The following is a 12,569-nucleotide window of genomic DNA, read 5'->3' as shown; positions in this document are numbered from 1 at the left end:
AATTGCTCTCGTTCTCGCGAGCAACCAATCGGCACTCGCCAACTTCCACAATCAATGTCCGGCAGGGAAATTGCAGTGCGGCCAATCGAATTGCTGCAACCTTTCCGAAAGATGCAGTTGGGATGGTCACTGCATCCCCTCTGGCGGCACATATTGCGGCGGCGGTCGTTCCTGCGGGCCGTTTGAAGAATGCGTCGCGGGTGGAACGCGGTGCGCTCCGAAAGGATCTGGCAAGTGCACCTCCGGCCTGACTTGCGGGCCGGGAATGATCTGTACTGCTACTGGGGAATGCGTGCGCCAGGAGGAACCGAAACTTCAAGCACCGTCAGGCAATACGTGCAAGGATGGTCGCGTGTGCCCCGGCGGATCGACCTGTTTGCCGAATGGTGGCTGCTCTCGTCCGGATTGGTTCTTGTGCCCGGAAACCGGGTCGCAATGCCGCCCCGGTTTCAAGTGCTCGGCTCATCAAGGTTGCGTCCCGGTTCGCGCCATTGATTGCGGCTATGGGAAATGGTGCAAACCGGGCTTTGCTTGCACCCAGGATGGAGGCTGCGAGGAACTGCCGCAAAAGGAAAACGCGAAGGACCGTTAGATCATGTTGCCCGACCGGCGCGTCCTTTCTATAAGCGGCCCGAATGTCTGATCGGAGTTCGCCCCATGAGTTTCGCCCATCGTCACCTTCTTGGCATCGAACAGCTTTCACCCGCTGACATCACCGCCATTCTGGATCTGGCTGAGAAATACGTAGAGCTTAACCGCCAATCGGCCAAACGCGCCGATGTTCTGGCGGGCCTGACGCAGATCAACATGTTCTTTGAAAACTCCACACGAACGCAGGCCAGCTTCGAACTGGCGGGAAAGCGGCTGGGCGCGGATGTGATGAACATGGCGATGCAAGCCAGTTCGATCAAGAAGGGGGAAACACTGATCGACACGGCGATGACCCTGAACGCGATGCATCCCGATCTGCTGGTGGTGCGGCATCCGCATTCCGGCGCGGTGGACCTGTTGTCGCAGAAGGTCAACTGCGCTGTTTTGAACGCAGGCGACGGACGGCACGAGCATCCGACGCAGGCGCTGCTCGATGCTTTGACCATCCGCCGCGCCAAGGGGCGGCTCCACCGGCTGAACGTGGCAATTTGCGGTGATATTGCTCATTCCCGCGTGGCACGCTCGAACTTGATTCTGCTGGGCAAGATGGAAAACCGCATCCGCTTGATCGGTCCGCCGACACTGGTTCCCGGCCATTTCGCCGAATTCGGCGCCGAGGTGTATGATGACATGCGCGAAGGCCTTCAGGACGTGGACGTCGTGATGATGTTGCGGCTTCAGAAAGAGCGGATGGATGGCGGGTTCATCCCATCCGAGAGAGAGTACTATCACCGCTACGGCCTTGATGCAGATAAACTCTCGCTCGCGAAACCGGACGCCATAGTGATGCATCCGGGCCCGATGAACCGGGGCGTCGAGATCGACGGCACACTGGCGGACGACATCAATCGCTCGGTTATTCAGGAGCAGGTGGAAATGGGTGTCGCCGTCCGCATGGCCGCGATGGAGCTTTTGGCCCGCAATTTGCGCGAGGCCGCATGAGTGGATTGACCGTCGCCCCAAGCGAACGAGGCGTTTTACGTTTGTTCACGCTCGACATGCGTGCCGAAGAGGCACGGTTTTTGCGTGAACCGGGCGCGGCGGAACAGGTTCTGAACATACAAGGCTTGGACCATTCACAGATCGAGGTATTCCCCGTTTCCGATCTGGCGGAACTAGGCCTCTATGGATACCTGACCGAGGGTTGCGGCATTTCCGACGGCCAGCTTGATCGGGTAAAACTTGATGCGCTCGCAGGTTGGGTCATGGTTATACGCAGCAAGGCGTTCAATGGGCGCGCTACTGTATTGAACCCTGACCAAAGGGTGCAACTGGCTGGACTTTTCACTGAAGCGACCACGAACTGGGCCGGGCAACCCATCGAAACCGAAAGTGCAAAACCCTACTCCGCGCCGCGCGTCCCACCCCGTCAGGCCCGTGCCCAAGCCCGGCGGATCGGATTTGCGCTGTTCGCCGTGATCATGGCTCTCATTGTCGGAGGTGTTCTGTGGCTGGTGAGGTGACCCGCTTTCCCGCTGACAAACAGGCCTATATCCGCACCAATGCGTGGCTTGCCGCCTTTGCCATGGCTGCAGCAATGGCGGTTCTTTGGCTGATCGGCAACCCCTATATCTGGACCGGCGCGCCAGCCGGGCTGGCCGCAGTCGTCGTGCGCGCCTGGTATCTGGCCTCCGAGGAATTGGCCACCAACTGGGAAATCCGGGACGGCGCCCTCGTCGGACCCGGTCAGCGCAGGATGACGCTCAACCAGATCGAAACCGTGCGCACCTTGGGCAGCTTCGTTCAGATCGTCACCCGAAACGGCGACAAGCATCTGATCAAGTATCAGGCGGATCCTGCCGCCACCAAGGCCGCCATCGAAAGGGCAATCCAGTGAGTGGGAGGGATGAATGGTGGCGCGACAAAATTCCCGAGACAGAAGAGATTTTGTGGATCGGAAAACCGGATCAGGGTTTTTTCCCGCCCCGGGTCGGCTGGGTCTACAAGGCCGGAATTGGTCTGATTGCCTTCGTTTGGCTGGCAAGCCCTTGGATCTTTGCAACCGCCAGAGATTTTTGGATGACTTCTTGTTGCACGATAGGATTTGGGTTTCTGCTTTATGCAGATCGTTACGTTCGTGCGCAAAAAGTTTATGTCGTTACCTCGGAAAATGCGAGACTGCTCAATAAAGACCTCAAGTCTAAAGCTTTGAAAATTGACCGTTTCCTGAACTTCCGAATTGCACGGCGAGCGGTTTTGTTCAGTCGCCACCCTTATTTCTCCTTCGATCATCTATCCGATCCGGATGCCGCATTTCAGGCATTGAACCAAGCCCGAGAGGCCACACAATGACTTCTATTCTCTTCACCAATGCCCGCCTGATCGACCCGGAGGCCAAGACAGACTCGACCGGCTGGCTGCAGGTAGCCGATGGCAGGATCATCGCCCGCGGTGAAGGGAACGCGCCGAGTTCTGATGGGCAGACCGTAGATTGCGGCGGCAAATGCCTCGCGCCCGGTATCGTCGATATTGGTGTCAAGGTTTGCGAACCGGGGGAGCGGCACAAGGAGAGCTACAGGTCCGCCGGCCAGGCGGCGGCGGCGGGCGGCGTGACCACGATCATCACACGCCCGGATACGACACCCGCCATCGACACGCCGGAGACGCTGGAATTCGTTACGCGACGGGCACAGGCAGATACGCCGGTGAACGTTCTGCCGATGGCTGCGCTCACCAAAGGCCGCGAGGGCCGCGAAATGACCGAAATCGGGTTTCTCTTGGATGCCGGTGCGGTCGCTTTCACCGATTGCGATCATGTGGTCGCCAACACCAAGGTTTTCTCGCGCGCGCTGACCTATGCACGTTCATGCGGCGCACTGGTTATCGCCCATCCGCAGGAACCGGGCCTGAGCAATGGCGCCGCCGCGACCAGCGGCAAAATTGCCACGCTATATGGCCTGCCCTCGGTCTCGCCGATGGCAGAACGTATGGGGCTGGACCGTGACATTGCTCTGCTGGAGATGACCGGGGCGGCCTATCATGCCGACCAGATCACCACCGCCCGCGCCCTGCCCGCGCTGGAACGGGCCAAACGCAACGGGCTGGACATCACCGCCGGAACCTCGATCCACCATCTGACCCTGAACGAATTGGACGTGGCCGACTATCGCACCTTCTTCAAGATCAAGCCGCCGTTGCGCTCGGAAGACGACCGGCAAGCCGTGATAGAGGCCGTACGGACAGGGCTGATCGACATTATCAGTTCGATGCACACTCCGCAGGACGAGGAGAGCAAACGTCTGCCCTTCGAAGAGGCCGCCTCGGGTGCGGTCGCGCTTGAAACTCTGTTGCCCGCTGCGCTGCGCCTCTACCACGCCGGACAACTTGATCTGTCGACGTTATTCCGCGCCATGGCGTTGAACCCGGCAAAACGGCTGGGGTTGGAATGCGGCAGGCTTTCCAAAGGTGCACCCGCGGATTTGGTGTTGTTCGATCCGGATGTGCCATTTGTGCTCGATCGTTTCACCCTCAAATCGAAATCGCAAAATACTCCGTTTGACGGCCAGCGTTTGCAAGGTAGGGTTGCGGCAACCTATGTCGCAGGCAAAGAAGTTTACCGGAGAGCGTAATGCCGCCCATCGAAAACACTATGGCCCAACTCCTGATCTGGGCTGTGATTGGATACGGATTGGGGTCCATTCCTTTCGGCATGATCGTGGCCAAGATCATGGGGCTTGGAAACCTGCGTCAGATCGGATCGGGCAATATCGGTGCCACCAACGTCCTGCGCACAGGCAACAAGGCTGCTGCCGCGTTGACATTGCTGTTCGATGCCGGAAAAGGCGCCGCCGCTGTTTTGCTGGCCCGCGCCATTACGGGAGAGGACGCGGCACAGCTTGCCGCATTGAGCGCCTTTGTTGGGCATTGTTTCCCGATCTGGCTTGGCTTCAAGGGTGGCAAGGGGGTGGCGACCTTTTTGGGTATTTGGCTGGCACTTGCCTGGCCAGTGGGACTTGCCTGCTGCCTGACCTGGCTTGTCGCTGCACTGGTGACACGTATTTCATCAATGGGCGCGCTTGCCGCTGCGGCTTCGTCGACGATTTGGCTGCTGGTCCTCGACCACGGGACTGCTTTTTTGCTGGGAATTCTCCTGACGTTGCTTATCTTTTGGCGCCATTCAGCAAATATCTCTCGCATCAAGGCCGGGACCGAACCGAAGATCGGACGCTCTTGAAAGCGCCGCAGGTATTTTTGGACGCCTTCTTTGCGTTACCTTCGGGCAGTTTTCAGGGAAAGTCGCAGGGCCGCAGATATATCGCCAGTCGGACCGAACTGGCTGGGAAACGATCGCACAAGCTTGTCGCTCACGAGTTAGGCGGCACCGACTATATCAGCTTGAACCTTTACATCTTGTCAAACGGCAAGACCCTTCTGCGCCCTTGTGAAATGCCCGCAAAGAAAGTCGTGGACTTTGTGGTCGGTCTGGTTCCAAGTCGTTGATCACAAGCTGGAACTCTCTATTTCCGCACAATCTCATTTCGCTCTCGCACATACACAATTGTTTGTTTTGAACGTGAACAGTGCGCGTCCCAACTCGAGTTGCGTGACGCAGATTTCGCGGCACTTCATGTCTTCACATAGTTGGCTGAGCGAAATTTCGGCGGGTCGGCCAGCGCATAAAAAGGTAAATCCATGAACAAGATCAAAACACTCCTCAGTGGCGTCGCACTGTCGGTCGCGCTGGCAAGTTCGTCACTGGCAGCGGGCGTGGAAATCAATGCGTCTTCAACGGGTTTGGCAATGCAGGGCTATGACCCGGTTGCTTATTTCACCGAAGGCGAGGCAACCAAGGGGAACTGGAAAATCACCACGCTGCATGACGATGCCCTGTACCGCTTTGCCTCTGAAGAAAACAAGGCCGCGTTCGAAGCCAACCCCGAAGCGTATCTTCCGGCTTATGGCGGGTATTGCGCCTTTGGCACGGCGATGGGCTTCAAGTTTGACGGCGATCCAAACTACTGGAAAATCGTCGACAACAAGCTCTACCTGAACCTGTCGGAAGAAATTCAACAGAAATGGGAAGGCGATATTCCCGGCTTTATCGAAAAAGCCAGTGTCAACTGGGAAGACATCGCAGACAAAGACCCGGCGGCGTTGCAGCAGCAATAACTTGCCGAGAAAACACGATATTTCGGCGGCAGGTCATACTGCCGCCGCTTGAGATTTGCATCCGTTGATTGAGAAGGATAATCTGTCGATTATCAATGAGTCCTGATTAATGGACCTGCAGGGCCAACAGATTCTGGCACTGCTCATCAAATGTTCGGAATAAGTGGGAAACCAGTGATCCGCTTTGCGGATCGGGGTGTATCGGAGTGGGCCTACCCTTTGAGCCGATGCGCATCCCAAGAATGCATTTGTACGAAAGGACACTGAGATGACGGGAAAATTGGTACTTGTTTCGACCTTGGCAACATTGGCGACGGGGCCGGGGTTGGCGCAATCTTCGGGCAATTGGAGCGGCTTTTATGCGGGGGCAGAGATCGGCTATGCCGACGTCGACACCAGTGTATCTGGGCTGGACGGTGACGGTGTTATTGGCGGTATCATCCTTGGATATGACTATGACTTTGGCACCTGGGTCGCTGGCGCCGGGTTCGACTATGACTGGACCGACGTCGATCTGTCCGGGGCCGCCACTGTCGAGGATGTCTGGCGATTGAAAGCGCGGGCGGGATACAAGATCAACCCCGACAGCCTGCTTTACGGCGTTGCAGGCTATGCCGAAGCCGGAACCGACAACTTTGGAAGTGATGACGGTTGGTTCATCGGCGCAGGATATGAACAGATCATCGTGCCCAACATAAGCCTTGCCGGCGAATTGCTTTATCACGAGTTTGACAATTTCAACTCGACCGGCGTCGATGTGGACGCAACCACGTTCCAAATTCGTCTGGCTTACCGGTTCTGACAGTGAACGAGGGCCGCACTACCGGATTCAGGTAGTGTGGCCACACACGGTTACAGTAACCGCAGAGGTGCTCAATAGCTGAACGCCCGGTAAATTCGCGTCAGGTCTTCATCCCAATCGCCTTTGTAATGCGCCAGCAACTCGTCTGCCGGTACTTTGCCGGTTTCGATGCTGTCCTTCAATGCATTGAGGAAATGGGCCTCATCTGGCACCAGTCCTCCGGCACCGGGTCGAGCGCGCGCCTTGAGACCAGCCTCGGAAATTGCCACGGCTTCGCGCGCCAGATCATGCATTTTGATACCATTCACTTGGGCTTGCAGACCATCTCTACTGGCTGCGATGCGCAACTCCTCGCGGGTTTCGGCGTCCCAGCCTTTCACCAGATCCCACGCCGCATCCAGCGATGATTGTTCATAAGTCAGCCCGACCCAGAATGCGGGTAGCGCACACAAGCGGCGCCACGGACCGCCATCGGCACCGCGCATTTCGATAAACTTCTTGATCCGGGCCTCAGGAAAAAGAGTGGTCAGATGATCCGCCCAATCGGACAATGTCGGCGTCTCTCCCGGTAATGCGGGCAGTTCGCCTTTGAGGAAGTCACGGAACGACTGGCCCAGCGCGTCGATGTATTTCCCATCGCGATAGACAAAGTACATCGGAACATCGAGCGCATATTCCACCCAACGTTCGAATCCGAAACCTTCTTCGAAGACAAAAGGTACCATCCCGGTACGGTCGGCATCCAGGTCGCGCCATACCCGCGAACGCCACGATTTGTGACCATTGGGCTTGCCGTCAAGGAACGGCGAGTTGGCGAACAATGCCGTGGCCACCGGTTGCAACGCGATGGCGACGCGCAGTTTCTGGACCATGTCTGCTTCGGAGGCGAAATCAAGATTGACCTGAACCGTACAGGTCCGCCGCATCATGGTGGTGCCCATGGTGCCGACCTTTTGCATATAACTGTCCATCAGCTTGTAGCGGCCCTTGGGCATCAACGGCATGTCCTCGTGCCGCCAGATCGGGGCCGCGCCCAGACCGATAAAGCCCACACCGATCTTGTCAGCGATATCCTTGACGTCACGCAGATGCGCGTTTACCTCGTCACAGGTTTCGTGGATCGTTTCCAGCGGCGCTCCGCTGAGTTCCAGTTGACCACCCGGTTCGAGCGAAACGTTGGCACCGTCCTTGGTCAGCCCGATCAGCTTACCGCCTTCTTCCAATGGTGCCCAACCATGCAAGTCGCGCAACCCTTCAAGCACGGCTTGAATCGAGCGTTCCCCCTCGTATGGGAGCGGCTTGAGCGTGTCCTTGCAATAGCCGAACTTTTCATGCTCGGTTCCGATGCGCCACTCGACCTTGGGCTTGCATCCATCCGCCAGGTATTCGGCCAGTTGTTCATGGCGTTCAATCGGTCCTCCGCCGGACTGAGGGATAGACATAGGCCGCGCTCCGATGCTGGGTCTCTAGAAAATGTAGGGGGAAGTCCTGAGGGTAAACGCCTCCGGTGTCAATGCAACCGCAACCCCTGTGGACGAGAAGGATGACGTTCCCAGATCACGACCGGGTGAACCGCGCGTCCTGAAAGCTCCGACAGCATCTGTTCGGTTTTTATTCCGGGAAGGGACGAAAAGACGTCAAAAAGCGCCTCGGCACCTTCGGCATTAACCGGGATGTGAAGACTGGGTTGATCTGGTTGCTCCAACACCCAATGCGCGGGCCGAGTGGTTGGATCAAGCGCCAAACGCTCCAGTTCACGCGCGGCGACCACTCCGCCAGTCAGAGGACCCAGATAGGAAATCTGGCCTTCGTCAACCGAAACGACACCGGGCCCACCTGCACCGTTGCGAAACCGTCCCCGCTGAATACCTATGACCGTCAACGCGACTGAAACGACAATCAACACCCAACCCAGCCAGCCCAATAACCCGCCCGGACCACCAATCCAGCTGATACCAACCAGCATCATCGCAGCAGCAACCAGAATCTCGCGCCAGCGCCACATGGCCGCCTTGGCTTCGGGACGAACAAAGCTCATGTTTCGGGGCTTCCCTGAACACCCTTGTAGGGCGCCTTGATCGCATCGTAGGTCATGTCAGTGAAATCGTACTTCTGGACACGATCTTCAAGGTCTCCATCATCTGCCAAACGGGCCTGCCACAACACGCCTTTTTCGGCCCATTGTATTTCTCCTTGCCAAAGATCGGCCCATTCCCAACCCGGCAGATCAACAACCGCGTCGGTTCCAGGGCCTATCAGGGCATAATTGCTGGATACCAAAGCCCGGTTCTTTTCCCCAATACGAAACCCGCATTGCAAAGCCCAACCGCTTGATACGGGTTTGCGCAGGATCGTCTCGTACCGGTCGCCACAATCGTGCGTCCAGCCACGAAGGCGCATTTTCTCGGCCACCAGTCCGCCCATGTGAAACCCGTCGGTGGAATGGGAAAACGCATCTGTAGCGGCAGGCCGCAATCCATCTTGCATTTCAGCTGGCGCTTCCGCTCCATTCAGCCACAGTGCGCCGATTTCAGTAAATGCACCTCCTCCATGCCAGCTGTGCGACTGAGGCCAATAGGAAATCGCCCGCAACCAGGGCGCGCGCGAAACGGCCGTCCAACACCGCCCCCCGCGCCCGGCGAAATAGACGAGATATTTACCGTCTGGCGAAATGTCCGAGCGGTACTCGTGAATGCGCCCATTAAGCCATTGACCCAATTCAATGGTGTCTTTTTTTCGGTCCCAAAGAATGGATGCCACCTGATCGCTCGGCCCGCGTCGCAGGACCACTGCACGGTCCGAGTTAATGGCCGTCAGCACATGCAGGCGAGGTGCCGTCACCTCCAGTCCCCCAATACCTGCTGCCATAAGGTCATTGCGGCAACCGCAGCCGTATCTGCACGCAAGATACGAGGGCCAAGGCTGACCACATGGGAAAAGGGCAATGTGGACAACCGGGTGCGCTCCTTTTCTGAAAATCCACCTTCAGGGCCAATGAGAATCGCCCAGGGTTGGCCTTTTTCACTTTTCGCCAGGCGCAAGGCCGATCCGGCCTCGGCCTCGTCGCAGAACATCAGTCGGCGGCCTTCAGGCCATTGATCCAGCAACCGATCCAGTTTTGTCAGGTCGCTGACCTTGGGAACGAATGTTCCGCCGCATTGCTCGGCAGCCTCGATCGCGTGAGCTTGCAGTCGATCCTGACGTATGCGCTCGGAATTGGTGAAATCCGTCTGAACCGGAATGATTTGTGCAGCTCCCATCTCGGCGGCCTTTTCCACGATGAAATCGGTTCGTGCCTTTTTGATGGGCGCGAACAGAAGCCACAAATCCGGGGGCATCTGCAACGTGCGTGTCTGCTGGATGCATCGCAATACGCCACCCTTCTTTCCAGTTTCCAACACCTCGGTCTGCCACTCACCGTCCTGCCCGTTGAACAGGGCAACAGGAGCGCCAATGCCAAGGCGCATCACGCCGAACAGGTAATGCGCCTGTTCGCGCGTCAAAGGAACCGATTGCCCCGCACCCAATCGGTGCTCTACATACAGCCTGATTTTCGCACTCATGAGACCCTACATATGCAAGGCAAAGCCCCAACACCAGACGGACAAGTCGCCGACGCGATCAAGGACAACTGGGTTGACACCCACGCCCCCGCCTTTACCCGGCCCTATCTCCGGTTGTCTCGCGCGGATCGTCCCATTGGAACGTGGCTGTTGCTGATCCCTTGCTGGTGGGGGTTGGCCCTTGCTGTTCTGGATGGTGGGGATCCCGAATGGACGGATTTGTGGATCGGCATCGGATGCGCCCTTGGAGCTTTTCTTATGCGCGGTGCGGGCTGCACTTGGAACGACATTTCCGATCGGGATTTCGACGGCAAGGTGGAACGAACACGCTCGCGACCCATTCCCTCAGGGCAGGTCACGGTTCGAAAAGCGGTGATCTGGATGGTGGTACAGTGCCTGCTTGCCTTGATGATTCTTTTGACCTTCAACATGGCAGCAATTGCTATGGGTGTTCTTTCGCTGTTACCCGTCACAATCTATCCCTTTGCCAAACGCTTCACATGGTGGCCACAGGTGTTTCTTGGTCTGGCCTTCAACTGGGGCGCCCTGCTGGCCTGGGCCGCCCACAGTGGCACAGTGGGCTGGCCCGCTATTCTTCTGTATTTGGCCGGCATATCGTGGACCCTTTTTTATGACACGATATATGCGCATCAGGATACTGAAGACGACGAACTTATCGGCATCAAGTCTACAGCCCGCCTGTTTGGCACCGATACCGCGAAATGGCTGAAGTACTTTCTGATTGCCACCGTCAGCCTGATGGGATTGGCCGTGATCGAGGCGGCCCTGCCCGATGCGTCGATCATGGCAATGGTTCTTGCGATTGCGGGGCCTTGGGCGATGGGCTGGCATATGGCGTGGCAACTGCGAGGCCTCGATATCGAGAATAACGCCAAACTGCTGCAGCTTTTTCGCGCCAACCGCGACACCGGCCTTATTCCGCTGATCTTCTTCGGGATTGCACTGCTGCTGTGATTGCACCTTGGGCCGGGCGGTTGTAAGACTCCCGGCCAAAAGCATGACGAGATACCCGATCTGCATATGCGAGTTCCCTTTTCCCTCGTGGTCGCTCTGACATTTGTGATGGCGGCCGGACTGTGTCTGTTTGGCGCTAGCTTTGCCGTAACCGCTGTCGAGCAAAGTTCCGAAGCGTCTATTCGGCGGGCGCTGGACCTGAAGGGGCATAACTGGGCGGAGGTTCAAGCCGACGGGTTACGAGTCATTTTGACTGGAACCGCCGCTGACGAAGGTGCCCGTTTCAATGCCCTAACGGTTGCGGGTGCCGAAGTTGACCCTTCCCGCGTCATCGACGAGTTGGATATTGCGCCGACCGCCGATCTGGCACCACCCAGATTTTCAGCGGAAATTCTGCGCAATGACAGCGGGATATCCGTTATTGGCCTGATCCCCGCAACCGAGGATCGCGAAGGACTCATTTCATCCCTGCAAGCCTTGGACCGGCAAGCACGGGTATCGGATTTGATGGAGACAGCGGACTATCCCAAGCCGAGGGGGTGGGACGATGCGCTTGCTTATGCCATTTCCGCGCTATCCCGGTTACCCCGCGCTAAGGTTTCTGCCAGCGGCGGGCTGGTCAAGGTCACGGCAATCGCGGACAGTCCCAAGGAAAAGGTGCGTCTAGAGCAGGAACTCACAAAGGCCGCACCGCCGAGCTTGCGCATCGGACTTGCGATTTCAGCCCCCCGCCCGGTTATCACCCCTTTCACACTTCGTTATCTGATCGACGAATCAGGAGGGCGTTTCGACGCGTGTTCGGCACAAGACGAAACGGCAAGGGATCGCATTATCGCCGCCGCACATCGTGTTGGCCTTACCGGCAAGATCAACTGCACTATCGGATTGGGTGTTCCGTCTCCGCGGTGGGCAAGCGCTGCAGAGCTCAGCATCGGCGCCCTGGCCGAGCTTGGACGTGGCAGCGTCACAATAGCGGACGCGGATATCACGCTGGTCGCGCAGCAAGGAACGGATCAGTCGACGTTTGACAGGGTCGTCGGAGAGTTGGAGAACAGCTTGCCCGACGTGTTCGCACTGCACGCCGTTCTGCCCGAACCTGAAGTCAAAACTGCCGCCGAGGTATTGGAGTTTACTGCGACACGTAGCCCCGAGGGTTTGGTGCAACTGCGCGGACGCCTGGGAGACGAATTGCTGCGGGAGATGGTCGACAGTTATGCCAAGGCCGCATTCGGATCAGAAGCCGTACACATGGCCACTCGCGTCGTGCCTGATTTGCCCGCCGACTGGTCAGTCCGAGTTCTTGCCGGTCTCGACGCCTTGTCTCGCCTTCACAATGGATCTCTTTCGGTAACAGTGGAAACAGTCATCATCCGCGGCATGAGTCATGACGAAGATGCAAATGCAGACATATCACGGTTGCTATCCGACAAACTAGGCGAGGCTCAGGACTTCAAGCTGGACATCAGTTT

General features: G+C 57.6%; 14 protein-coding genes. 10 read left to right on the top strand and 4 right to left on the bottom strand.

Annotation, left to right across the window (positions count from 1 at the left end; genetic code table 11):
* Positions 1 to 657: 657 nt before the first annotated feature.
* From AC2FNB_RS18535 to AC2FNB_RS18500, 8 genes are all read left to right on the top strand, one after another.
* Positions 658 to 1,593: an aspartate carbamoyltransferase catalytic subunit gene (locus AC2FNB_RS18535; protein WP_480748665.1), complete on the top strand. Its 936-nt coding sequence runs from the start codon at positions 658 to 660 to the stop codon at positions 1,591 to 1,593.
* Complete coding sequence (locus tag AC2FNB_RS18530; RefSeq protein WP_496748356.1) at positions 1,590 to 2,114, top strand: hypothetical protein; 525 nt, start codon at positions 1,590 to 1,592, stop codon at positions 2,112 to 2,114. The genes AC2FNB_RS18535 and AC2FNB_RS18530 overlap by 4 nt, the downstream gene beginning before the upstream one ends.
* The gene (locus AC2FNB_RS18525; protein WP_496748355.1) at positions 2,099 to 2,488 is read left to right on the top strand and encodes a hypothetical protein; all 390 of its coding nucleotides are present in this window, start codon (positions 2,099 to 2,101) and stop codon (positions 2,486 to 2,488) included. Before AC2FNB_RS18530 ends, AC2FNB_RS18525 begins: the two co-directional genes overlap by 16 nt.
* A 50-nt stretch (positions 2,489 to 2,538) precedes the next feature.
* On the top strand, positions 2,539 to 2,943 hold the full coding sequence (locus tag AC2FNB_RS18520) for a hypothetical protein (RefSeq protein WP_496748354.1): 405 nt from the start codon (positions 2,539 to 2,541) through the stop codon (positions 2,941 to 2,943).
* The gene (pyrC, locus tag AC2FNB_RS18515) at positions 2,940 to 4,220 is read left to right on the top strand and encodes a dihydroorotase (protein WP_496748353.1); all 1,281 of its coding nucleotides are present in this window, start codon (positions 2,940 to 2,942) and stop codon (positions 4,218 to 4,220) included. Before AC2FNB_RS18520 ends, pyrC begins: the two co-directional genes overlap by 4 nt.
* A complete protein-coding gene (plsY, locus tag AC2FNB_RS18510) occupies positions 4,220 to 4,825 on the top strand; it encodes a glycerol-3-phosphate 1-O-acyltransferase PlsY (protein WP_480748660.1) in 606 nt (201 codons plus the stop codon). The genes pyrC and plsY overlap by 1 nt, the downstream gene beginning before the upstream one ends.
* Before the next feature lie 458 nt (positions 4,826 to 5,283).
* Positions 5,284 to 5,760 carry a YHS domain-containing (seleno)protein gene (locus tag AC2FNB_RS18505; protein ID WP_480748659.1) on the top strand — a complete coding sequence of 159 codons (477 nt, stop codon included), beginning with the start codon at positions 5,284 to 5,286 and terminating at the stop codon, positions 5,758 to 5,760.
* A 268-nt stretch (positions 5,761 to 6,028) separates the two neighbouring features.
* Complete coding sequence (locus AC2FNB_RS18500; protein WP_480748658.1) at positions 6,029 to 6,562, top strand: outer membrane protein; 534 nt, start codon at positions 6,029 to 6,031, stop codon at positions 6,560 to 6,562.
* Between the two features lie 71 nt (positions 6,563 to 6,633).
* Here AC2FNB_RS18500 and AC2FNB_RS18495 read toward each other — a convergent pair whose 3' ends face one another.
* From AC2FNB_RS18495 to AC2FNB_RS18480, 4 genes are all read right to left on the bottom strand, one after another.
* The gene (locus AC2FNB_RS18495; RefSeq protein ID WP_480748657.1) at positions 6,634 to 8,004 is read right to left on the bottom strand and encodes a glutamate--cysteine ligase; all 1,371 of its coding nucleotides are present in this window, start codon (positions 8,002 to 8,004) and stop codon (positions 6,634 to 6,636) included.
* A 68-nt stretch (positions 8,005 to 8,072) separates the two neighbouring features.
* The gene (locus AC2FNB_RS18490; RefSeq protein ID WP_496748352.1) at positions 8,073 to 8,600 is read right to left on the bottom strand and encodes a hypothetical protein; all 528 of its coding nucleotides are present in this window, start codon (positions 8,598 to 8,600) and stop codon (positions 8,073 to 8,075) included.
* The gene (locus tag AC2FNB_RS18485) at positions 8,597 to 9,403 is read right to left on the bottom strand and encodes a hypothetical protein (protein ID WP_480748655.1); all 807 of its coding nucleotides are present in this window, start codon (positions 9,401 to 9,403) and stop codon (positions 8,597 to 8,599) included. Before AC2FNB_RS18485 ends, AC2FNB_RS18490 begins: the two co-directional genes overlap by 4 nt.
* Positions 9,400 to 10,125, bottom strand: coding sequence for a 16S rRNA (uracil(1498)-N(3))-methyltransferase (locus AC2FNB_RS18480; protein WP_480748654.1), 726 nt, complete (start codon positions 10,123 to 10,125; stop codon positions 9,400 to 9,402). The genes AC2FNB_RS18485 and AC2FNB_RS18480 overlap by 4 nt, the downstream gene beginning before the upstream one ends.
* Before the next feature lie 12 nt (positions 10,126 to 10,137).
* On the opposite strand from AC2FNB_RS18480, the gene ubiA reads away from it, so the two are divergent.
* Positions 10,138 to 11,100, top strand: a complete 963-nt coding sequence (gene ubiA, locus AC2FNB_RS18475; protein ID WP_496748351.1) for a 4-hydroxybenzoate octaprenyltransferase — start codon at positions 10,138 to 10,140, stop codon at positions 11,098 to 11,100.
* Between the two features lie 108 nt (positions 11,101 to 11,208).
* Positions 11,209 to 12,569 (top strand): OmpA family protein (locus AC2FNB_RS18470; RefSeq protein WP_496748350.1); only part of this gene is annotated, 1,361 nt, incomplete at its 3' end.

It is taken from the genome of Ruegeria sp. BHSB058 (genome assembly GCF_059613285.1).
Note: the sequence above shows the minus strand (reverse complement) of the source record. Positions and strands in the feature narration are given on the sequence as shown.

What these genes read in the sequence shown, in the direction of transcription:
- AC2FNB_RS18535 (WP_480748665.1), top strand. Translation starts at nt 658, where the DNA reads ATGAGTTTCGCCCATCGTCACCTTCTTGGCATCGAACAGCTTTCACCC.
- AC2FNB_RS18530 (WP_496748356.1), top strand. Translation starts at nt 1,590, where the DNA reads ATGAGTGGATTGACCGTCGCCCCAAGCGAACGAGGCGTTTTACGTTTG.
- pyrC (WP_496748353.1), top strand. Translation starts at nt 2,940, where the DNA reads ATGACTTCTATTCTCTTCACCAATGCCCGCCTGATCGACCCGGAGGCC.
- plsY (WP_480748660.1), top strand. Translation starts at nt 4,220, where the DNA reads ATGCCGCCCATCGAAAACACTATGGCCCAACTCCTGATCTGGGCTGTG.
- AC2FNB_RS18505 (WP_480748659.1), top strand. Translation starts at nt 5,284, where the DNA reads ATGAACAAGATCAAAACACTCCTCAGTGGCGTCGCACTGTCGGTCGCG.
- AC2FNB_RS18500 (WP_480748658.1), top strand. Translation starts at nt 6,029, where the DNA reads ATGACGGGAAAATTGGTACTTGTTTCGACCTTGGCAACATTGGCGACG.
- AC2FNB_RS18495 (WP_480748657.1), bottom strand. Translation starts at nt 8,004, where the DNA reads ATGTCTATCCCTCAGTCCGGCGGAGGACCGATTGAACGCCATGAACAA.
- AC2FNB_RS18490 (WP_496748352.1), bottom strand. Translation starts at nt 8,600, where the DNA reads ATGAGCTTTGTTCGTCCCGAAGCCAAGGCGGCCATGTGGCGCTGGCGC.
- AC2FNB_RS18480 (WP_480748654.1), bottom strand. Translation starts at nt 10,125, where the DNA reads ATGAGTGCGAAAATCAGGCTGTATGTAGAGCACCGATTGGGTGCGGGG.
- ubiA (WP_496748351.1), top strand. Translation starts at nt 10,138, where the DNA reads ATGCAAGGCAAAGCCCCAACACCAGACGGACAAGTCGCCGACGCGATC.